Here is a 20,747-nt window from a genome sequence, read left to right as displayed (position 1 = left end):
CTCTTTATTTTGCACTTCTCCCCATGTTAACCACATAGCGGGTAATATTAGTTCGTGACACCTTGCCGATTAACACTAAACGCTGAGTGCCCTTTTCGTCAATTTCCTTTTGCACAACGGGAAGGGATTCAACCTCGTAATACATCGTTTTATAGGCGGCATCATAAACGGATTCATTTGCTTCCAGATAAATAATATTTGGCATTCGCGTCATAATCATCGGAATCGGCAGCGATTCTACCTCTTTTCTTCCAATCATGGCTTTAATAAAGTCCTTACGCGAGACAATACCGGAAAGATATTTGCCATCAACGACATACAAGGTTCCAGCATTCTTGGTAAACATGGTGATAATGCCGTCGTAAATGGATGATGTCTCTTCAACAACGGTCGGCTCCGTTTGAATGTCGGTTACATTAATAGTTTTAATATAACTACCCAAAATATTTAGCAATGATCGACCCGTATAATAATAACCAACCTTTCGCTTCGCTTCCAGTATTCCCATCATCGTCAAAATTTTAAGATCCGGACGAATGGTAGCGCGATTGATACCCAGTAATTCGGCAATTTCATTACTCTTAACAGGTTGTTTTTCTTTAACGATTTCGATTATTTCTTTTTGCCTGCTTGTTAACTCCATGTTCAACCCCTTTGTCTGTTTGATTTATTAAGTATAACACATATCATGGTATTGTAAACAACTAAAATATTTTTTTAAACCTCATTGATAAATTTTTATTATTTAAGTTGTATGTAACCTTTTTCATAACGTTATTGATTCTAATAGTCCTTCATATATTTTATCACCAATCCGCGTTACATTCTTTAATTCTTCCAATTGAGCAAATCCGCCATTCTTTTCCCGATAGTCGATGATTCCCTGAGCGATAACATCTCCAACGCCTGGCAGACTTTTCAGTTCTTCTCGGCTCGCTGAGTTAATATTAATTTTCGAACTTTCGCTTGCCGTTATTGCCGTTTCTCCAACGACGGGAACATGAATTTTTTCTTCATCCTGCAGCTTTCTTGCCAGGTTTAAAGAATTAACATCGGCAGACTCCGTTAACCCACCCACGAGTTCAATGGCTTCTACCAATCGTGCTCCCTGATTGAGCGCCACGACTCCGGGGTTTGTCACAGCGCCGGTAATATGTACCATCATTTTTTCATTATTATCAGTACTTTCAACCGTTTCAGTTTCACTTAAAGCCGTTTTATTAAGCGTCATGTCCGCCGTTGTGATCTCTTTAAGCCGATACCAACCCCAAAAAACGCCCAAAAAAACAAGCACGATGAGAATGTACAGGATTTTGTTTCGATTGCACTTATCCATGTTACACTCCCAGAGGCTGTGCTTCCCATCGGCCTTTTTTCAATATCCAGTATTCCTGATAGCCACATTCTGCTAAATATGTTTCAGCTTCGTTATATTCAAAAACGATTCCCGCGACCGAATGGCTATCGCCACCGACGGTAATGGGAATATTTCTTTTTTTCATTTCAGGGATCATCCAATCTGAGGGATAACGCCCCACTCCGGGAATTCGCAAATTAGCTCCGGTGTTAATTTCGATGCGGGTATTTTGGGCAGCAACCGTATCCAGACAGTCTTTCACCGTTTCCTGGTACCAGCGATCTCTTTCATTGAAAAAATGGTTGTTTTGATTGTATTTTTTAATTAAATCAATATGTCCCAATATATCGGGTTCGAACATGTTCACCATTTTTGCAATGCCCTGGTAGTAATCCGTAATAAAAGCCTGATTATCACCCTGATAATATTTTTTAATTCCCTGCGCAAAATTCTGTTGAGATTCATCGATATAGGAAACCTCTACACCGATCGTTTTTCCCAAGGTATGAACGGACATGATGGTGTAGTCTAGTCTCGGTATCACCGACTTGGCCAAGTCGCTGATATCTTGCCGATCAATAAAAAAATCGATCTCCATCCCACAGTAAAGTTCAATTTGGGGTGCATATTTTTCTTTTAAGGCCTTGACATCATTTAAGTAATCTTCTAAATCATCCTCTTTCATTGTCCAATCATTGAGGAATGGCAACGGTAAATGGCTTGACAGCCCCATACTTGTAAGACCTGAGGCAATTCCTGCCACCACCATTTCTTCAAGGGTATTTTTGCCGTCACAATAATCTGAGTGGATATGATAATTTGCCAGTAACATTTTGATCCCTCCAAAAGTTTGCGTGAAATGATTGTATCATGACACCGATTTTTTAGCAAATAAAAAAAATTGCCAGGATGACAATTTTTTTGTGGGGTGATTATAAAATTTTATTGAGAAAGCTTTTCGTTCGTTCTTCCTTTGGATTTAACAGGACTTCTTCCGGTGTTCCTTCTTCACAGATCACACCACCATCCATAAAAATGACCCGATCTGCCACTTCTCGGGCAAAGCCGATTTCATGGGTCACGATCAGCATTGTCATCCCTTTTTCAGCCAGATGCCGCATGGTTGCCAATACTTCACCAACCAATTCAGGATCAAGCGCTGAGGTTGGTTCGTCAAACATCATAATTTTCGGATCCATAGCCAACGCCCGGGCAATGGCGACCCGTTGCTGTTGTCCGCCCGATAAACGTGAGGGGTACTCATCTTTTTTTTCCGACAGGCCAACCATACTAAGTAGGTCCAGAGCTCTTGTTTCCGCAATTTTTTTATCAATTTTTTTCACAATCAGAGGTGCAATGGTCACGTTATCAATCACCGTCAAGTGAGGAAATAGGTTAAAGCTCTGGAAAACCATGCCCAGATCTGCGCACAATGACTGCACTGTTACTGGATCAATCTTCATCAAATCCTTACTATTGGCCCGTTTATCTGAGAGCACATCCTCGATGTATATTTCTCCGTCGGATATCCGTTCCAAATGGTTTAAACACCGCAGCAAGGTACTTTTTCCTGAGCCACTGGCACCGATTATACAGACTACTTCACCTTGTGAAACCTCAAGGTTAACACCTTTTAGCACTTCTAAATCTCCAAAAGATTTTCGGACGTTCACTAATTTTACCATACTCATATTCATTTCCCTATCTTTCGTAAATCCCAAGTTTCTTTTCCATCTTATCGAATACAACCTGGATAATCGTTGTTAAGAATAAATAAATAGCGGCTGCATAAATGTAATATATCCATGAACCGGTTGCACTTGCCATCGTTTTTGTGGTTCTGAGTAAGTCAAAGAGTGCGATTGTCGATACCAACGAGGTATCTTTTAACAACATAATCAACTCGTTACCCAATGGGGCTACCAGTCTTTTGTAGGTTTGGGGAATAATAATTTTTGTCATCGCCTGACGATAACTCATTCCCAATGCCTTCGATGCCTCCATTTGTCCGCCATCAATCGATTCGATTGCGGCACGAATAATTTCTGCCAGATACGCGGTAGCATTTAAAGAAAACGCTGCAAAGGCCGCAATCATTGGATTAACATTGAATGTTGATCCCGTTGCATCCAGATAAATAATCGGAATGGCATAATAGATAATAAATAATTGCAGCAACATTGGCGTTCCTCTGAAAAACCAGATATAAAACCAGGATAGCGTATTGGCCGCCTTATTTTTTGATAGTCTCCCGAGAGCAACCACCACACCAAAAATCGCACCAAAAATAATTGCTACAATTGCAATTTCAAGGGTGACGATGGTTCCATTTACAATTGCCCATAGTTGGATTTCATTTAACACGTTGATCTTCCCTTCGTCTTAAAAATTTTAACACTGATCCATGTCAGACTGCAGACAAAACCTTTTTCAACCATGCCAAAACAACGCATCACCGAAAAAGACATTAACAACTTAATTACTTTGTCTACAACCCTCACGAACATTTACTTATGAATCTTTGAAACAAACTGGTTCGCTTTCCATTGTTTTGTTAATGACAAGCTGTCGTGGAAGCTGTTCCCATGCTGTTCCGCTGTAAACATATGAACAGGACTTGTCACAAAAACTGTACCAAGTCCTATTCCAATAGTTTATTTAATTATTTAAGAGCCTATTCAATGACAATCAATTCAGTATCAATATCTTTAGTCATGTCCTGGCCGAACCATTTCATGGAAATTTCGGTCATCTTGCCACTTTCCTGTAAAGCTTTAATGGCCTCATTAAACTGCTCAGTTATAGCTGTATCGGCTAACCGAGCGGTAATTCCAATTGGTTCATTGGTTAAGACGTCTGAACTGACAACATACAAATCAGGGTTTTGTGCAACATAATACATTGCTACACCGATGTCAGTAATGACATTATCGATCTGCTTGCCTTGAAGTGCTGCAAAAGCATCCAACATGCCGTCAAATTTTTTGATCTCAACATTAACGCCTTCATCAACCTTTAATTTTTCTGCCGCAATATCCGCCGTGGTTTCAATTTGTGCTCCCAGAACCTTGCCTTCAAGCTCTTTAAAGACGGTCACGGGTGTCGCATCTTTTCTGGATACAATAACAATCCCGTTGGCAACGTAAGGATCACTCATACTGAAACCTTCAAGACGTTCCGGTGTAATACTCGTGCTCGAAATGATAACATCATATTGTTTAGCATTTAAGCCATTAAAAATACCATCCCAGGCAACGGTCTGAAACTCTGCCGTTACCCCTAATTCTTCAGCTAAAGCATTTGCAAAGTCAATGTCAAAACCAACCAATTCATTTTGATCATCTCGAAATTCCATCGGCAGGTAGGTATCATCCACGCCGATACTTAACACCTTATCCGCCAAAGCATCTTCTGATGTTTTAGTACCTCCGGAGGAACAACCTGTCAAAACGAGTGCCGATAACAGTAAAACAACCAGTGATAGACCTAATAGTTTTCTTTTCATAGTCTTCTCCTTTCTAAATTCCTAATGGTGTTAATTATATATTATTTTGTAAACATTAACAAGTTTTTTTGCACGCACTGAATATTTATACGTTCTTCGGCCTCATTTTCTTGCATTATGAAAAGGTATTGATAAAAATCCCGATGATATTCAGACCACCTAGCCAGGTTCCCAATACGCTTCCCAAATTGGCAAAAACCACAACCATTAATACCTTTGTGACCTTGTTTTTCCATAATCCTTTAATGCTACCCAGGTCTTTTGGCAATGACTCAAAGTCCTCGACCTTTGGTTTTCGAAAATGCGCCTCTGATGTCCCCGCAAACCAGCCCGCCGCCAGTAGCGGATTTAATGAGGTAATCGGTGCTGCAAAAAAAGCGACCACCACCGAGACAATGTGTCCTCCGGCTATTAAGGTTCCTAAAGCCGATAACGCACCATTCCAAATGATCCAGGTTTTTGCCTGCTCCCAACCAGAACTGGGGTTTGCAATAAAAGTGGCGACGATCACGCCAACCAGAACAATCGGGATCATCCAACCAATTATTTTTCCAACATTTGATTTCGGAGGGATTACTTCTAGTTTTTTTATATCTTGATCTTTAAAAATCTCTTCTTTAATTCCTGGTACATGTGCAGCACCAAGGACTGCCACAACCTTATCGCCCGGCGCATTCTTTATTTTATAGGCCAGATATTGATCCCGCTCATCAACCAGGTATTTTTTGACACCTTTAAAAGCTGAACCCATTTCTGATAGGGCCGCTGTGAGCATGTCGTCAGATTTCAGCTTTTCCAGATCGTCTTCAGTAATTTCTTCATCGTCCACGACACTGAGAATAATCGAAAAGACAACCTTAATCTTTTCCCATAAACTACAGCCCCGCCAGATCCGATTAAAGGTGATTTGGATGCTGCGATCTGCCAGCACCAACTCTGCTCCATACTCTTTCGCACAGGCAATCCCCTCCATCATTTCCTGACCGGATTCAATACCAAACTGTTCAGCCAACTTTCGCTGATAATTCGATAATAAAATATTTACAAACATAAAACCGGCCCGTTTGCTTTTAATAACCTGAACCAGATTTGTATTGGACCATCTGTCTTTCTGATTAATTGCTTCATAGCGCTGTTGATCCAGTTCGATACAGATCGAATCCGGCCGTTCCTTTTCAATCGTTTCCCGCACTTCATCGACACTATTCTTTGAAACATGAGCGGTTCCAATTAAAATTATTTCTTTACCATTATAATCAAGCCGTGTAATATTTGATTCCAATGAACTTCCTTCCTTCGGGTTTTCTACGGAAAAAACCGATCAACTCAGAATGATCCAAAAATCACACTGACACGTTATCTTCCTACCCCATTACCATTGTTTATCGAGATTAAACCCGGTTTCTCAAACGTCTTTTTATTTCTCGATATTTGTCACTGAGGCCCGAATATGAACCTCATGCGGGACATAGACATTTTTCACAGTACGATCGCCGTCTTTTTCGCAAAGTTTAATGAGCATCCGCATCGCGATGGCACCAATGTCATACATCGGCTGGGCAACCGTGGTAATTTGTGGTCTGGTCCATTCTGCGATCCAAAAATTATTAAAGCCGCAAATACTAATGTCTTCAGGAATTTTCTTACCCATCTCTTCGGCACAACGAATCGCTCCCAGCGCGGTCTGATCATTAAAACAGAAAACACAGGTAAAATCGACCCCGGTATTAATGGCTTCCTGCATCATCGTGTAGCCACCTGAAAGACTCAGTTTTTCTCTCAAAATGCGACTGTCATCAAATTCAATGTTATTTTCTTCAAAGGCTTTAATAAACCCTTTTTTTCGTTCCTGATAAATATAGCCTTCTTCCAATTCATCGAAAAACAGCATAAACTTTTTATGACCCATTTTTATCAGCTCCATGGCTAATTCGTAAGCGGCCGTTTCATTGTTAATTAAAACCCCGCTTAACACACCACTGTCATCAGGAATACAACCTAATACCACCTCGCTCGGTGCATCGATGAGTTCGGCTTGCATTTCGTCACTTAAATCTTTCCCAACATAGATGATCCCATCACATTGTTTTTCAACCAGAACATTCAGAGATTTTTTCTCTTTTTCCGGATCAAAATCGGTGTTACTCAAAATGATATTGTAATGATAGATACCACAAACATCCTCTGCACCGCGGACAATCTCGGTGTAATAGGGATTGGTAATATCCGGGATCATAATCCCCATGGTATTGGTTTTTTGAATTTTTAGACTTCGGGCAATAGCATTGGGTTTGTAACCGGTTTTTTTGATGGCTTCCAATACGCGTTCTTTCGTTTCTTCGTTTACTAGCGGAATATTATTGACAACGCGGGATACTGTTGCAACGGAAACATTTGCTTCTCTGGCAACATCTACGATTTTAACTCTCATCTCTTCACCTTTCAAATTTCAAAACAATAAGCACTTGCAAAACGACCATAAACATCTTATGGACGTGTACTTATTTACAAAAATAACATCAACCGATTATTAACAACCTTCTACCGCTTTGATGGCATCCAGGATTAACTGGGGCGAACGACGGCATTTTTCTTCTGATACGGCACAGGGTGCAAAACGAAGACCCTTACCTAACGCGACCACAAATGTATTTTTTTCCATTAAATGGCTGCTAACTTCCCGAGGTTTATCACAGGGGATGCTAATAAAAAACCCGTCACAATAGGTGACCATTTCCAGTCCTATTTTTTTTGCTTCTTCCACAAAAGCGGCAGCTCGATGCCTTAAGATACTTTTATAAAAGCTCTGCTCGGCCATCGCCTGATTGTATAATTCATCATTGGAAAATATTTTTGTGATGGTTTCCATCGCTCCCCGGGTGCCGTTTGACCAGTTGCCACGGTTGGAATAGGTACAGGCATTGGCAAATTCACTGGCAATTTCTTCCGTGGGTGCCACACACAGAATCGCGCCGTTTCTGAGTCCGTACATGGTGTAACCCTTTGAGCAACTAAACGCATACAGCGTTAGCACATTGTTGGGCATCCCGGTCAGCATTTTCATAAACTGACGGGCTTCATCCCCGTCACCGGCAAAATCGATGTAAGCCAGGTCTACCAGCAAAATTATTTTTGACTCGGGTTGGGCCTTGGCTGTTTCGGTCACAAAGGTCTTAATCGCTTCCCATTCTGCTAACGAAATGGTATAGCCAGTGGGGTTATGAGCGGGTGTATTGAGAACCGTTAAAACCCGTTGCTGTTTTTTTAGCAGCTCGAGGATGCTTTTCTTCCAACCCTCTAAATTAAATCCACCCTTTTCATTATAAAGTGGGAAGGTTGTCACTTTTCGATGATTTTCATCAGCAATCGTGGCATAGGCAGCCCAATACCAGTCCGTCAATAAAATTGTATCGCCCAGCTGAGTATAGTTGCAAAATGAATGACGAACAGCCCCGGTTCCGCCTGGGGTTGCCACAGCTCGGATATGACCTTCCGGTTTACAGTCTTTAAAACAAGCTTTTGTAATCTGTTCTAAAAAATCCGGCTGACCGGCCAGCCCTGAGTAATCCGCAATCAGATTATTCGGTAGGCTTTTTAAGGTATCATAGACTGATTTGAATGTCACCAATTCGCCATCATCATCCATCAAGGCTCCGATGGTTGAATTAATGACGGCTTCTGAACCCAATTCTCTGGTACGGTTTGCAGCTTCTCCAGCAATTCTGAAGATCGGGTCGGTACCACCCTCTCGCAACGACGTTTCAATAACCATTTCCGCTTTTTTCATGTTTCCTCCCACTAAATCCATAGTTTATTCGCAAATTTTTTTCTTTCAGTTTCATATAAATTGTTTCCCAGGGTGTCAATGACAACAATCGCCGGAAAATCTTTGACTTCTATTTTTCGGATCGCTTCGGTCCCCAGATCTTCATAGGCAATTATTTCAACCGATTTAATACAATCTTGCAATAATGCCCCGGCTCCACCCACACAGGCAAAATAAACAACATCATTGCTCATCATGCTATTGATAACCCGCTCACTTCTATTGCCCTTACCGATCATACCGGCAAGTCCACGCTCCAGCAGCTCCGGGGTGTAGATATCCATTCGGCCACTGGTTGTCGGTCCTGCTGAACCAATAATTTCACCAGATCTGGCCGGACAGGGACCAACATAATAAATTAACTCATCGGTTAAATTCATTGGTAAGGGCAAGCCCTTTTCCAGGGTTTCCATCATCCGTTTGTGAGCCGCATCCCGGGCTGTATAAATGAGCCCGGAAATCCGCACATGGTCGCCCGCTCTTAACTTCTTGCGTTCCTTTTTACTCAACGGTGTTTTGATCTTTACAGCAGCCATTCTATAATTCCCTTTCCACATGTCGATTGACGTAACAGGATATATTAACCGCCACCGGCAACCCGGCTATATGGGTCGGAAAGACTTCGACATTGACACCCAAGACAGTATTGACTCCGCCCAGGCCCATCGGTCCGATTCCCAGTGCATTGCTGGCTTCTAAAAGGTAGTCTTCCAGTGCCATTATATGTTCTTGTTGATTGTGCTCGCCCAACGGTCTGCCCAGAGCTTCTTTAGCCATCAAAGCGGCTTTTTCCATGGTACCACCAACACCAACGCCCACCACAATCGGTGCGCAGGCATTGGGACTACCGGTTTCCACCGTCTGGAGTACAAATTCTTTAACCCCCGCAATACCATCTGACGGTTTTAGCATTTTTAAGGCGCTGGTGTTTTCGCTACCAAATCCCTTGGGTAAGATTTTTATTTTTAAGCCATCCCCGGGAACCACCTGATAATGAATCACCGCCGGGGTATTGTTCCCCGTATTGGTCCGGATAAAAGGATCAGAAACAACGGATTTTCGCAGATAACCTTCCTCATAACCTTTGGCAACCCCGGCCTGGAGGGCCGCTTCAAGACTTCCCCCTTCGATCGTCAGATCCTGGCCAAAGGTTACAAACATGACAACCATACCGGTGTCCTGACAAATGGGGATGTTTTTTTTCCTGGCCATTAAAAAATTACTGAGCATGGTATCAATAATCTCTTTCCCATTTATGGATTCCTCTGATACCCTTGCTCGTTCCAGTCCCTCTTGCATATCTGCTGATAAATGAGTATTGGCCTCAATACACATTTCAGCCACATGATCAATAATCTGCTGAACTCCAATTTTTTTCACTGAACTCTCCTTACTGTTTTTGTTCTTTTATCGGCGATCAACTTGATCATCACATTGTTTATCTTTACATTCCTTTTCAATTAGCTTCGCTTTATCATTCCCAATCCGAATCGAATGAACGGATAGGTATATGCCACCAAAAAGGATGATAAAGTAAAAGGTAATCAGACGCCAGATTATCATCGCCACCGCCGAATTACCGGCTCCATAAATGGGTCCAAACAAAAGCAAAAACCCTGCTTCAGCTCCCCCTGCGGCACCAGGCGTCGGCACAAAGGCGACTGCCACATAAAGGATCGCCTGAAGCGAAATAATGATGATGGCATTGCTCTCATGCAGCCCCAATGAGCGATACACCCAATAATTCACCGAGTAAAGTGCCACTATTTGTAAAATAGAAACAGCAAATAATTTCAAGGTTTGCATTTTATGGCTTTTTAGTTCTTTAATGGCGATCTGGTATTCTTTAATAAAGTGGGTAACCTTTTCTCGATACTTTGCCTCACTTTTTAAAATACGAAGCTTAAGCAAAAGCCCTAAACACCCCATCATAATCCCTTTTGCGGCATTAACGTTAAAGGCCAGAATAAAGATTAACACCACCCCAGCAATGTTTACAATTAACCCAATTGCAATCAGCCACTTGGCAGCTTCCAGACTTTGGTGTAATGTCGTTATACTTAGTATTGTGGCAATAATAGCCAAAAAAGTAACTGAGACCTGATAGAGTGCATATTTTTGAACCAGCACTGCCGTCCCCGAACCAAATCCATAATTTTTCTTGGACATCTCATAGAGTTGCAGAGGCTGACCTCCGGTAGCACTGGGGGTGATTAAATTGTAATACTGGCCGACCATGGTCATTGTCCAGGCAAAATGAAAGGTTTCATCGGCGTTATCCCGACGCATCAGCTTTAGTAACATATAAGCTTCGAGTGACCAGTAAATAAAAACACAGCCAATCCCAAGTAACAGAAAATAGCCATTCGCCTGTTTAATGGTCTTAAAAAATGTTTCCGGATCAACTTGAGTTAAGATGATAAGCGCTGTTGCACTGATTAACAAAACAAAAAACAAATAGTTCGAGTATTTTTTCCAGAATTTTGATTCCCAAAACTTTTCTTTATTTCTGGTTTGATCCATTGCATACCATCCTATTTTTGATTGAATCAATTATAACACACTGTTATGGTAAAGTAATGTAATTTTCAGTTGTTTTCATGAAATTTTCATACTAAATCAATCCCTGAAAGCCATGTTGCCGCAGGGCCTCATACAAGACAATGTTTACAGCATTTGAAAGGTTCAACGAACGGGCCTTTTCATGGTTTCTCATCGGGACGCGAAACCGGTTTTCCGGGTGGGCGTCATGAATTGCTGTGGGTATTCCGGCAGTTTCCTTCCCAAACATCAGAAAGGCGTTTTGATCATAGTCAATTTGATGATAAAATTTGGTGGCTTTGGTTGTTAGAAGATATAACTTTGCCTCCGGGTTCTTTTCCATAAACTGATCAAATGAATCATAGACCGTCACATTAACGAGCTCCCAGTAATCCAAACCGGCCCGCTTCAATTGTTTTTCGTCGAGTGAAAACCCCAGCGGTTTAATCAAATGAAGGCTTGTCTCAGTTAATGCACAAGTTCTGGCGATATTTCCGGTGTTTTGAGGTATTTCTGGTTGGTATAGTACAATATTCATGTTTATTCCTTTTCATTTAAGTATTTGTCCACTTTTATTATAATCAAAAAAAGCCCAATTCCTTTCTTTTTTAAGATAATCCTGATACGCCAGGAACATTTAAAACCAACAAAGAAATTGAACTTTTATGACTGGTTGTTTATTGAATGGTATCTCCATTTATACTATTTTTCTTTGAATCCGGTTTTTGATTCGTTTTCGGTAAAACAATGGAAAAGGTACTTCCTTTATTTGGAATCGAGTCAATCTTTATTCTACCACTATGTTTTTTAACGATGTAGTCGGCAATATTCAAGCCCAGACCGACGCCACCGGTTTCCCGGTTTCTGGCATCATCAACCCGATAAAAGCGACTAAAAACCTTTGCTTTATCTTCTTCGGTGAGCCCGATTCCGGTATCCTTAACCTCAATAACCAGGTGTCGTTTCCCCTGAACCAGACATAATTGAACCTTTCCACCCATTGGTGTATATTTAATGGCGTTATCCACTAAAATTCGGACGGCCTGCTTTAACCGTTCTTCATCGCCCCGGTATTGGATCCCAGGTGAAATGTTCTCGCTTAACTCAATTTCTTTTTCATTGGCCAATTCGGTCATCAGGCCAACCATTTGCTGGCACATGGAGGATAGATCAAACACTTCTTTGTCAATGACCAGCCGTTGATTCTCAGCCTGGGCCAGAAGCAAGAGCTCAGAAATAAGTTTTGCCATGGTCTCACCTTCGCTGGCAATGTTATTAAGCCATTTCATATTATCTTTAATCTGCTCTTCTTCTTTGAGTTTCAACACTTCTATATTCGTTTGAATAACCGTTAGCGGCGTTCTCAGCTCATGGGAAGCATTAGCGATAAACTTCTTCTGGTCTTCAAAGGTATCTTTGATCGGCTGAAGGGATTTTCCCGCCAAAAAATAGGAAATGGGCACTAGCACCGCAATCGAACCAATCCCGATTAACAATAAAAACGAAATTACATAAGCAATAATCGAGCGTTCCGTAGAAATCTGTTGAAACACCTGAAGCACATAATCGTTGGAATTATTGGAATAAGGCAGCGTATAAACCCGATATTCCACATTTTCTGAGACCAGCAGATTAAATTGGGGCGTTTCGTTCTTTTCAATCGATAACTCGTATCCTAACATAATTAAGTTGCGATCATCTACCTTCATCGATTTCACAATATTACTGCTGTCCCACATAATGAATTGATAGCCGAATTTATCATGGACCGAGTCTCTGGAATCGATCGGTTGGGAAATTGTCTGTCCGTTATTTTGGATAATTTCCTTGGCGACCGTGGTCAGATACATTTCACCGGAAAGACTGAGACTCCAGTTCACTAAAAACCCCAAAAGAAAGATAAACATAAACATAAAAATAACTAAAATCAGGGTGTTGAACAGGGTGATCTTTCGCTTGATTTCTTTAAACATGGGCCTTAACTCTCCAACCTATTTTTTCCCAAGTGTATAGCCTACCCCTCGGATGGTATCAATTTTGACTTGGGTGTCCACAATTTTTTTACGCAAATTGTGCACATAGATTTCGATATTGTTCTCATTGACTTCTTTATCAAATCCCCACACCCGATCTAGAATCTGTTCTCTGGTAAAAACCTGGTTGGGCCGTTTTAATAGCATCTCCAGAATCTTCGCTTCCTTAACCGACAGTTTAAATTCCTTGTTTTCGGTTTGCAGGATATTCTTTTTGGTATTAAAACTGACATCTTCAAAAACGATGGTCTCGCCCTTAATGCCATGATCCGGACGACGTCCCAGAGCCCGAATTCGGGCAAACAGTTCTTTTGCTGAAAAGGGCTTGATTAAATAATCATCCGCTCCCAAATCCAACCCTTTGACCTTATCATCAATGGTGCCCTTGGCGGTGAGCATCAATACCGGGGTATTAATCCCCTGATCCCGAATCTGCTGAAGAATTTCAATCCCGCTTTTTATCGGCAACATAATATCAAGAACAATAACATCGTAAATAGGGTTCAGCGCAAATAACAAACCTTCCTCTCCATCGTTGGCAATGTCACAATCGATATTTTGTATTTTACATAATTCCTGGAGTGCATCGGTTATTTTTTTTTCGTCTTCTACAAATAGTATACGCATAAAGCGACTCCTTCCATATTTTGGATTTTGATTATAAGCTAACAGATTAATTATAGAGCCGAAATCTTAAAGCTATATAAAACGAGGAGAATATGATATTATTTTAGGGTAATGAAAGATGACCGGGCCGACCAATTGTTAATCTGTTGCGACAATTGGCGCTACTGTGTTGTTTATCTTTTTATTTATCAATTGGTTATGGAGGTTCCCATGAAAGAAATACTCATTATTGAAGATGATAAAAAAATATCCCGGATCATTGAGCTGCAGCTCAAGCATGCCGGTTTTGAGACGGTTAAGGCCTTTACTGGCCGGGAAGGGATTGAAGCCTATCATAAGAACCCTGACTTTGATCTGATCTTACTCGATATTATGCTGCCGGAGGTTTCTGGTTATGATGTTCTTAAATATTTAAAGGCTCAGAATCATCACCTGCCAATTATCTTATTAACTGCCCGGGACGATACCAGTGATGTCGTTACTGGTTTTGAACTAGGCGCCGATGATTATGTGACCAAACCCTTTAACTTTGAAGAGCTTCTGGCCCGGATCAAAGCCAACATAAGAAAAAATACTCCGGAAGCAGCACAAAACACCCATCTGGTTTTTAAAGACATTGAGATCGATCTGGACACTTTTAGTGTTAAGCGCCAGTCCCAGGAAATCACCTTGTCCCGAACTGAATTTGATCTGTTTTATTATCTCGTGCTCAACCACGATCTGGTCCAGTCCCGGGAACAAATACTCACCAAGGTCTGGGGCTTTGATTACGATGGCGGGGACAATATTGTCGATGTTTATATCAAATATCTGCGCGATAAAATCGACCGGGATTTTTCCCAGAAGCTGATTCAAACGGTTCGGGGGCGGGGTTATGTGGTTCGATAAACTAAATATCCCCGGCCGCAAAAAACCGCTGAAGATCTATCATCGCATCGTCTTCTTTTTTATTCTGGCCCTCACGGTAGTCTTGACACTTTCTTTTTTGATGGTCTTCTTTTTTTCGCAGCAGATTATCTTAAATGAAAGCCAATCGACGATGATCCGGTTTAATAATTACGTCATTAATACTCTGGATGAAAACATGCCAACTCTGTTGAGCTTACCTGCTGATGCACGACTGGAATTCATCTCTGATAAACTCTACCCCTATGTCAAGGATAATTCCCTGATTGCCTATCAGCTAAAAGATAACCAGGGCAATAGCTACCAGTCTTCGGAAATTCTGACTGATTTGCTAGTTGCTGAAAACCTGGCAGAATACGATTTTGATTTGTTTGAATTTAGCTTTGATGACGACAATGATCAGATGATTGCGGTTAATTCCTTGCGTTACAACCAAATCGAATACTATTATCTGGGGTCTTACTATGTGCTGGAGGACGGGGATATTATCTATCTCCAGATTATCAAAAACCTCAATGACAGTTATGTGTTTATGACCATCTTGTTTGTCCTGATGGTCTCCATTAGTATTCTTGGCTTGATCGCAATTATCCTGCTTGGTATTTACGGTACCAAACAGACCCTGAAACCACTGATTGAGATCTCAGAAACTGCAAAAAATATCACGGAAAATAACCTCAATATCCGAATCGAAGAAACCGGAAACAAGGATGAACTGGATCAGCTGATCGTTTCGCTTAACCAGATGATAAAGAAACTGGAGTCGGCTTTCAATAATCAGAAGCGCTTTGTTTCTGATGCCTCCCACGAGTTACGCATTCCACTGACGGTTATTCAGGGTTATATTGACATTTTATCAGATTGGGGTAAAAATGACCCGCAGCTCCGGGATGAATCCATTGAAGCCATTCGGGATGAAATAAAAGGTATGAATAAAATGGTCGAAGATTTACTGTTGATTACGCGTATTGAAAACAATTATTTTGGTGACGATTTCGTTGTTCTTGATATTTCGCTACTTTTAGAAAAGATTATTTATCAGTGTCAAATGATCGATCCGGATCATGAATACCTCATGGAATCCTGTGACCATGCCTTTGTTCGGGGGAATGAAGGGCTGTTGATTCAAGCGATCCGGGGTCTTCTGGACAATAGCCGCAAATACACCCCGGTCGGCGGAACCATCAGCCTGAGCTGTCGGGTTTGCAATAAAAAAATAAATGAAATCACGGTCACTGATACCGGCTGTGGGATTCCCTCGTCCGAACTTGAAAAAATTAAAGAACGTTTTTACCGCATCAACAGTGACCGTTCCCGTGCAACCGGTGGTTCAGGCCTCGGTTTGTCGATTATTGACAGCATCATTAACGTTCATCGGGGCAAACTGGTCATTACCAGCGAACTCGGTCTGGGCACTAAAGCTTCGATCTTTCTAAATAAAAATTAACTGTTGTCAACAAACCCCGTACCGACAATTGTTAATCTATTGTCGGTACGGGGTTGTCCTTATATCAACAGTAATCTGTCAATGCTAATTGCTATTTATCTAATACATTATAAGCATTCTGAGAAAATCTGCACGGCCTGATCAATTTCTTCTTTGGTCACGACCAGGGGCGGTACAAAACGGATAGCATTGCTGCCGGCGGTGATTAGGAGCAGGCCTTTTTGCATCGCTTTGGCAACAACGGCACCCAGATCGGCATCAACCTGGACACCGACAATTAGTCCCATTCCGCGAACTTCTTTTATGACGGGATGGTCTTTTTTTAACGCTTCCAGTTTGGTTTTGAGATAATCCCCTTTTTCTGTCACCGCTTCAAAAAATCCCGGTGCAGTCAGGGTTTTGATCACATATTTGGCGGTTGCACAAACAAATGGATTCCCGCCAAAGGTGGAGGCATGGGTTCCCGGGGTAAAGACTTCGGCCACATAATCTTTGGCAATAATGCCGCCAATCGGAACGCCACCACCTAAACCTTTGGCCATGGTGACCACATCCGGCACAACTCCGTATTGCTGGTAGGCAAACAGTTTTCCCGAACGGCCAATACCGGTTTGCACCTCATCGAAAATGAGTACAATGTTTTGTTCATCACAGATTTTTCGCACTGCTTTTAAATAATCCGGATCGGCAGGATAGATTCCCCCTTCGCCCTGAATCACTTCTAAAATAATCCCACAGGTTTTGGGACTGATCTGAGCCTTTAACGCATCAATATCATTGTAGGGCACATGATAAATTTCTGGCATCAGCGGTTCCAGGTTTTCCTGATATTTTTTTTGACCAGTAGCGGTAATGGCAGCATAGGTACGTCCATGAAAGGACTGATCCATGGCAATAATTTCCACAGCGTCTTTATTTTTTTTGAGTTTACCGTAAACCCGGCACAGTTTTAAAGCTGCTTCGCAAGCTTCCGCCCCACTGTTACAAAAGAAAACCTTGTCCAGTCCGCTGGCTTTGGTCAGCATTTCAGCCAGTTCAATTCCCGGTTCGGACCAGTAAAGATTGGAAATATGCACCAATTTTTCCATCTGCGCCTGCATTGTCGCGAGCAACCCCGGATGGGCATGCCCCAGTGCATCGACGGCGATTCCGGCGACAAAATCCAGATAGTTTTTACCATCAACATCGGTCAGTACACAACCCTGACCCTTATCAAAGACCAATGGAAAACGTTTATAGGTTTCCATTATCACATTGCTTCCTCGCGTTATTAAATCCATTTTTTCCTCCTAAATAATGGAACGACGAATCATCGTTCCCACCCCGGCGGCCGTAAACAGTTCCAGTAACATGGAGTGTTCCACCTTGCCGTCTAAAATATGAACCGAATTGACCCCCTGGTTCAGGGCGTCAACGCTATTTTCCACCTTCGGGATCATCCCGCCTGAGATAATTCCTTCTTCAATGAGTTTGGGCACATTTTCGGCAAAGAGCCGGCGAATGATCGAATCCGGGTTATCCGGATCCATATAAACCCCATCGGTATCGGTCAGGTAAATGAGTTTTTCTGCTTTGACGGCTTTGGCGATGGCATAGGCCACATGGTCGGCATTAATATTGTAGCTCTGGCCGGTTTTATCCGTGCCAATTGGGGCAATTACCGGCAGATAGTCATCTTTTAACAGGGTATTTAAAAGTCGGTTATCGACATGGATGATGTCCCCGACAAAACCGATATCCAGATTATTGACAAATTTCTTTTTAACCTTAATCATCCCACCATCCTTGCCAGAAAGACCGACGGCGTTCATTTCGCGGTTCTGAAGCAGTTGGACAATTTCTTTGTTGATTTTTCCGGATAAGACCATTTCGGCAATTTCGACCACCTTTTCGTTGGTGATCCGCAGACCCTCGACAAATTCGGTTTGGATCTCAAGATCACTTAGCATCCCAGAAATATCTTTACCGCCGCCATGAACAATAATCAGACGGATACCGACCAGACGCATCAGGGAAATATCATCCATCACCGACTGCTTTCTGGCCTCATCATACATAAAACTACCGCCATATTTAATGACCATGGTTTTCTTTTTAAACTGTTGGATATAGGGCAAAGCTTCAATTAGAATCTTGGCCTTTTCAATATATTTTTCCATTAATTACTCTTTTCTTTTTTTAACTTCGGTAATCGCCGTTGATCTTAACATAGTCGTAGGACAGATCACAACCCCAGGCCACTGCTTTTTCGTCGCCATCATTTATTTCCACCGAAATGTGAATATCTGTTTCAGATAAAACGTTCTTGGCCTCATCTTCATCAAAAACAATTGGGGCGCCGTCATTTAAAAGGGTGATCATCCCGGCTTGACTGGAAAAAATCAGGGAAACCTTTAAGGGATCAAAGTCAGCACCGGCATAACCCAAAGCACAGAGCACCCGACCCCAGTTGGCATCTTCCCCAAACAGTGCTGTTTTAACCAGACTGGAAGTGATTACCGATTTTGCCAGTTTGCGGGCATCATCCTTTGTTTTAGTACCATGAACTTCGACTTCCACAAACTTGGAAGCACCTTCGCCATCACGAATGATTTTTTTTGCCAGGGTTTTATGAACATAGATAAAGGCTTCTTTAAAGATCTCGTAATCCGGGGTGTTTTCCTGTAAGAGCAGATTGTCAGCCAACCCATTGGCCATCACCGTGACCATATCATTGGTGCTGGTATCGCCGTCAACGGAGATCATGTTGTAGGTATCTGCCGTAGTTTCTTTTAGGAGTTTATCGAGCAGGGCCGGTTCAATTTTCACATCGGTAGTCACAAAGGACAGCATCGTGGCCATATTGGGATGAATCATTCCGGAACCCTTGGCCATGCCGCCAATTTTTACTGGCTTCCCGTTTATTTCCACTTCCACTGCAATCGTCTTTTTAATGGTATCGGTGGTGAGAATAGCTTGGGCAGCAGCATCACTATCTTCCTCAGTATTTCCCAGCTTTTCTCCCAGCGTCTCAATACCAGACAAAATTTTCTCCACTGGCAAGATCACCCCGATAACCCCCGTTGAGGCGATCAGTACATCCTCGGGCTGCAAACCCAAAACCGCTGCTGCCTTAGTGGCTGTGGCTGCTACCGCTTCTTCCCCCGATTGTCCGGTGCAGGCATTGGCGTTACTGCTATTGACCACCACCGCCTGCTTATAGGGGTTAGCAATGACTTTATTACACCAGTGAATTGGTGCTGCCTTGACAACATTGGTTGTTGTCATTATGCAAGTTGCCGCTGGTACTTCTGAAAAAATCATCGCCAGGTCATTTTTCGTGCTCTTTTTGAGGCCGCAATTGATCCCCCCGGTTTTAAAACCCGTGGGTGTTGTGACGCCGCCTGTCTTTATTACTTTCATGTCTTTACTCCTCGTATTTAAATGGCTTATCCAAATTTCTCTTTAGATTGGGAAATCGGCAATAAAGTCGATTCCGGTTTTTTCGGCCAGCCCAAAACAGATATTCATATTCTGAACGGCCTGTCCGGCGGCACCTTTAATCAGGTTGTCAATGGCACCTACTACAATGATGTGGTTGGTGCGGGAATCGATAGTCAAGCCGATATCGCAATAGTTGGTCCCCTTCACCCAGCGGGTTTCCGGCATCCGGTTTTCCAGAATTCTGACAAAATATTCATCGTGATAAAAGTCTCTGTAAATCGCTTTGACCTCTTCCAGACTCCGCTCAGCCGTTAACTTGGCATAAGACAAGGCCAGAATTCCCCGGTTCATCGGAACCAGGTGGGGCGTGAACAAAATATTAAAGTCCTGACCATTTAAAAGCCGCAACTCCTGTTCAATTTCCGGTGTATGCCGATGAGACCCAATCTTATAAGCCTTGATGGTCTCATTGCATTCAGAGTACATCAGCTCGGTGATTGTTCCCCGGCCGGCTCCGGTTACTCCGGATTTTGCATCGACGATAATACTGCCAGTATCAATGAGATTATTTTTTATAAGCGGTGCCAGGCTTAAAATACTACAGGTTGTATAGCAACCGGGATTCGAGATGAGCTGGGCTTTTTTTATCTCATCACGATGCAATTCACATAATCCATAAATCGCTTCATTAAGTAATGGATGGTTAAAATGTTCGGTTTTGTACCAGTCCTCATAGATATTAATATCCTTAAGCCGGAAATCAGCACCAAGATCAATGACCTTTGTTTTTTCTAGCACCTCCGCCGTAACGGTTTTGGATGCGATGCCATGAGGCAAGGCCAGAAATACCACATCCGACTTTTCAGCCAGGACCTTGATGTCCGTTGCTTCGCAAACAAGATCGGTAATGTTCTCAAAGTTTCCATAAACATCACTAAATTTCTGTCCGGCAAAGCTTCTGGTCCCGATGGTCACCACTTCTACATCCGGATGCCGCATTAAAATTCGGATCAGTTCCTGTCCAGCATAACCAGTTCCTCCGATAATTGATGCTTTAATCATTTTAATTTTCCTTTCTCAAT

General features: G+C 42.2%; 21 protein-coding genes. 2 read left to right on the top strand and 19 right to left on the bottom strand.

Annotated elements, in window-relative coordinates; all coding sequences use genetic code 11:
* Positions 1-4: 4 nt before the first annotated feature.
* The 15 genes from DOZ58_RS17330 to DOZ58_RS17260 form a co-directional block, all read right to left on the bottom strand.
* Positions 5-643: a helix-turn-helix transcriptional regulator gene (locus DOZ58_RS17330; RefSeq protein ID WP_111889445.1), complete on the bottom strand. Its 639-nt coding sequence runs from the start codon at positions 641-643 to the stop codon at positions 5-7.
* 123 nt (positions 644-766) lie between these two features.
* The gene (locus DOZ58_RS17325) at positions 767-1,336 is read right to left on the bottom strand and encodes a helix-hairpin-helix domain-containing protein (RefSeq protein ID WP_111889444.1); all 570 of its coding nucleotides are present in this window, start codon (positions 1,334-1,336) and stop codon (positions 767-769) included.
* Between the two features lies 1 nt (position 1,337).
* Positions 1,338-2,189: a histidinol-phosphatase HisJ gene (gene hisJ / locus DOZ58_RS17320; RefSeq protein WP_111889443.1), complete on the bottom strand. Its 852-nt coding sequence runs from the start codon at positions 2,187-2,189 to the stop codon at positions 1,338-1,340.
* Between the two features lie 100 nt (positions 2,190-2,289).
* Positions 2,290-3,048, bottom strand: coding sequence for an amino acid ABC transporter ATP-binding protein (locus tag DOZ58_RS17315; protein ID WP_305781826.1), 759 nt, complete (start codon positions 3,046-3,048; stop codon positions 2,290-2,292).
* A gap of 10 nt (positions 3,049-3,058) precedes the next feature.
* The gene (locus tag DOZ58_RS17310; RefSeq protein WP_111889442.1) at positions 3,059-3,721 is read right to left on the bottom strand and encodes an amino acid ABC transporter permease; all 663 of its coding nucleotides are present in this window, start codon (positions 3,719-3,721) and stop codon (positions 3,059-3,061) included.
* A gap of 310 nt (positions 3,722-4,031) precedes the next feature.
* The gene (locus DOZ58_RS17305; protein ID WP_111889441.1) at positions 4,032-4,862 is read right to left on the bottom strand and encodes a transporter substrate-binding domain-containing protein; all 831 of its coding nucleotides are present in this window, start codon (positions 4,860-4,862) and stop codon (positions 4,032-4,034) included.
* Between the two features lie 115 nt (positions 4,863-4,977).
* On the bottom strand, positions 4,978-6,144 hold the full coding sequence (locus DOZ58_RS17300; RefSeq protein WP_111889440.1) for a TraB/GumN family protein: 1,167 nt from the start codon (positions 6,142-6,144) through the stop codon (positions 4,978-4,980).
* Positions 6,145-6,279: 135 nt separating this feature from the next.
* Positions 6,280-7,293, bottom strand: a complete 1,014-nt coding sequence (locus tag DOZ58_RS17295; protein WP_111889439.1) for a LacI family DNA-binding transcriptional regulator — start codon at positions 7,291-7,293, stop codon at positions 6,280-6,282.
* Positions 7,294-7,392: 99 nt separating this feature from the next.
* Positions 7,393-8,649 carry a pyridoxal phosphate-dependent aminotransferase gene (locus tag DOZ58_RS17290; RefSeq protein WP_111889438.1) on the bottom strand — a complete coding sequence of 419 codons (1,257 nt, stop codon included), beginning with the start codon at positions 8,647-8,649 and terminating at the stop codon, positions 7,393-7,395.
* A gap of 11 nt (positions 8,650-8,660) precedes the next feature.
* Positions 8,661-9,224: a Fe-S-containing hydro-lyase gene (locus DOZ58_RS17285; RefSeq protein ID WP_111889437.1), complete on the bottom strand. Its 564-nt coding sequence runs from the start codon at positions 9,222-9,224 to the stop codon at positions 8,661-8,663.
* Position 9,225: 1 nt separating this feature from the next.
* Positions 9,226-10,068 (bottom strand): fumarate hydratase, encoded by an 843-nt coding sequence (locus DOZ58_RS17280; RefSeq protein WP_111889436.1) that lies wholly within the window; start codon positions 10,066-10,068, stop codon positions 9,226-9,228.
* 27 nt (positions 10,069-10,095) lie between these two features.
* Entirely contained in the window at positions 10,096-11,211 is a 1,116-nt protein-coding gene (locus DOZ58_RS17275; protein ID WP_111889435.1) for a lysylphosphatidylglycerol synthase transmembrane domain-containing protein, read from the bottom strand.
* A gap of 91 nt (positions 11,212-11,302) precedes the next feature.
* Positions 11,303-11,767, bottom strand: coding sequence for a tRNA (uridine(34)/cytosine(34)/5-carboxymethylaminomethyluridine(34)-2'-O)-methyltransferase TrmL (trmL, locus tag DOZ58_RS17270; RefSeq protein WP_204355433.1), 465 nt, complete (start codon positions 11,765-11,767; stop codon positions 11,303-11,305).
* Between the two features lie 139 nt (positions 11,768-11,906).
* Positions 11,907-13,202 (bottom strand): cell wall metabolism sensor histidine kinase WalK, encoded by a 1,296-nt coding sequence (locus tag DOZ58_RS17265; RefSeq protein ID WP_111889433.1) that lies wholly within the window; start codon positions 13,200-13,202, stop codon positions 11,907-11,909.
* An 18-nt stretch (positions 13,203-13,220) separates the two neighbouring features.
* Positions 13,221-13,889 carry a response regulator transcription factor gene (locus DOZ58_RS17260; protein ID WP_026394376.1) on the bottom strand — a complete coding sequence of 223 codons (669 nt, stop codon included), beginning with the start codon at positions 13,887-13,889 and terminating at the stop codon, positions 13,221-13,223.
* A gap of 210 nt (positions 13,890-14,099) precedes the next feature.
* Between DOZ58_RS17260 and DOZ58_RS17255 the strand changes: the two genes are divergently transcribed.
* Both DOZ58_RS17255 and DOZ58_RS17250 read left to right on the top strand, forming a co-directional pair.
* Complete coding sequence (locus DOZ58_RS17255; RefSeq protein ID WP_111889816.1) at positions 14,100-14,777, top strand: response regulator transcription factor; 678 nt, start codon at positions 14,100-14,102, stop codon at positions 14,775-14,777.
* Positions 14,764-16,242 (top strand): cell wall metabolism sensor histidine kinase WalK, encoded by a 1,479-nt coding sequence (locus DOZ58_RS17250; protein WP_111889432.1) that lies wholly within the window; start codon positions 14,764-14,766, stop codon positions 16,240-16,242. The genes DOZ58_RS17255 and DOZ58_RS17250 overlap by 14 nt, the downstream gene beginning before the upstream one ends.
* Before the next feature lie 107 nt (positions 16,243-16,349).
* Here the strand turns inward: DOZ58_RS17250 and DOZ58_RS17245 are convergent, their stop codons facing one another.
* The 4 genes from DOZ58_RS17245 to argC are packed head-to-tail and all read right to left on the bottom strand — an operon-like array spanning position 16,350 to position 20,727.
* Entirely contained in the window at positions 16,350-17,522 is a 1,173-nt protein-coding gene (locus DOZ58_RS17245) for an acetylornithine transaminase (RefSeq protein WP_111889431.1), read from the bottom strand.
* Between the two features lie 9 nt (positions 17,523-17,531).
* A complete protein-coding gene (argB, locus tag DOZ58_RS17240) occupies positions 17,532-18,401 on the bottom strand; it encodes an acetylglutamate kinase (RefSeq protein WP_111889430.1) in 870 nt (289 codons plus the stop codon).
* 19 nt (positions 18,402-18,420) lie between these two features.
* Positions 18,421-19,644, bottom strand: a complete 1,224-nt coding sequence (gene argJ / locus DOZ58_RS17235) for a bifunctional glutamate N-acetyltransferase/amino-acid acetyltransferase ArgJ (protein ID WP_111889429.1) — start codon at positions 19,642-19,644, stop codon at positions 18,421-18,423.
* 42 nt (positions 19,645-19,686) lie between these two features.
* Positions 19,687-20,727, bottom strand: coding sequence for an N-acetyl-gamma-glutamyl-phosphate reductase (gene argC / locus DOZ58_RS17230; protein WP_111889428.1), 1,041 nt, complete (start codon positions 20,725-20,727; stop codon positions 19,687-19,689).
* Positions 20,728-20,747 lie beyond the last annotated feature (20 nt).

This window comes from Acetobacterium sp. KB-1, from assembly GCF_003260995.1.
In the GTDB taxonomy this organism is placed as follows: Bacteria; Bacillota; Clostridia; order Eubacteriales; family Eubacteriaceae; genus Acetobacterium; species Acetobacterium carbinolicum.
Note: the sequence above shows the minus strand (reverse complement) of the source record. Positions and strands in the feature narration are given on the sequence as shown.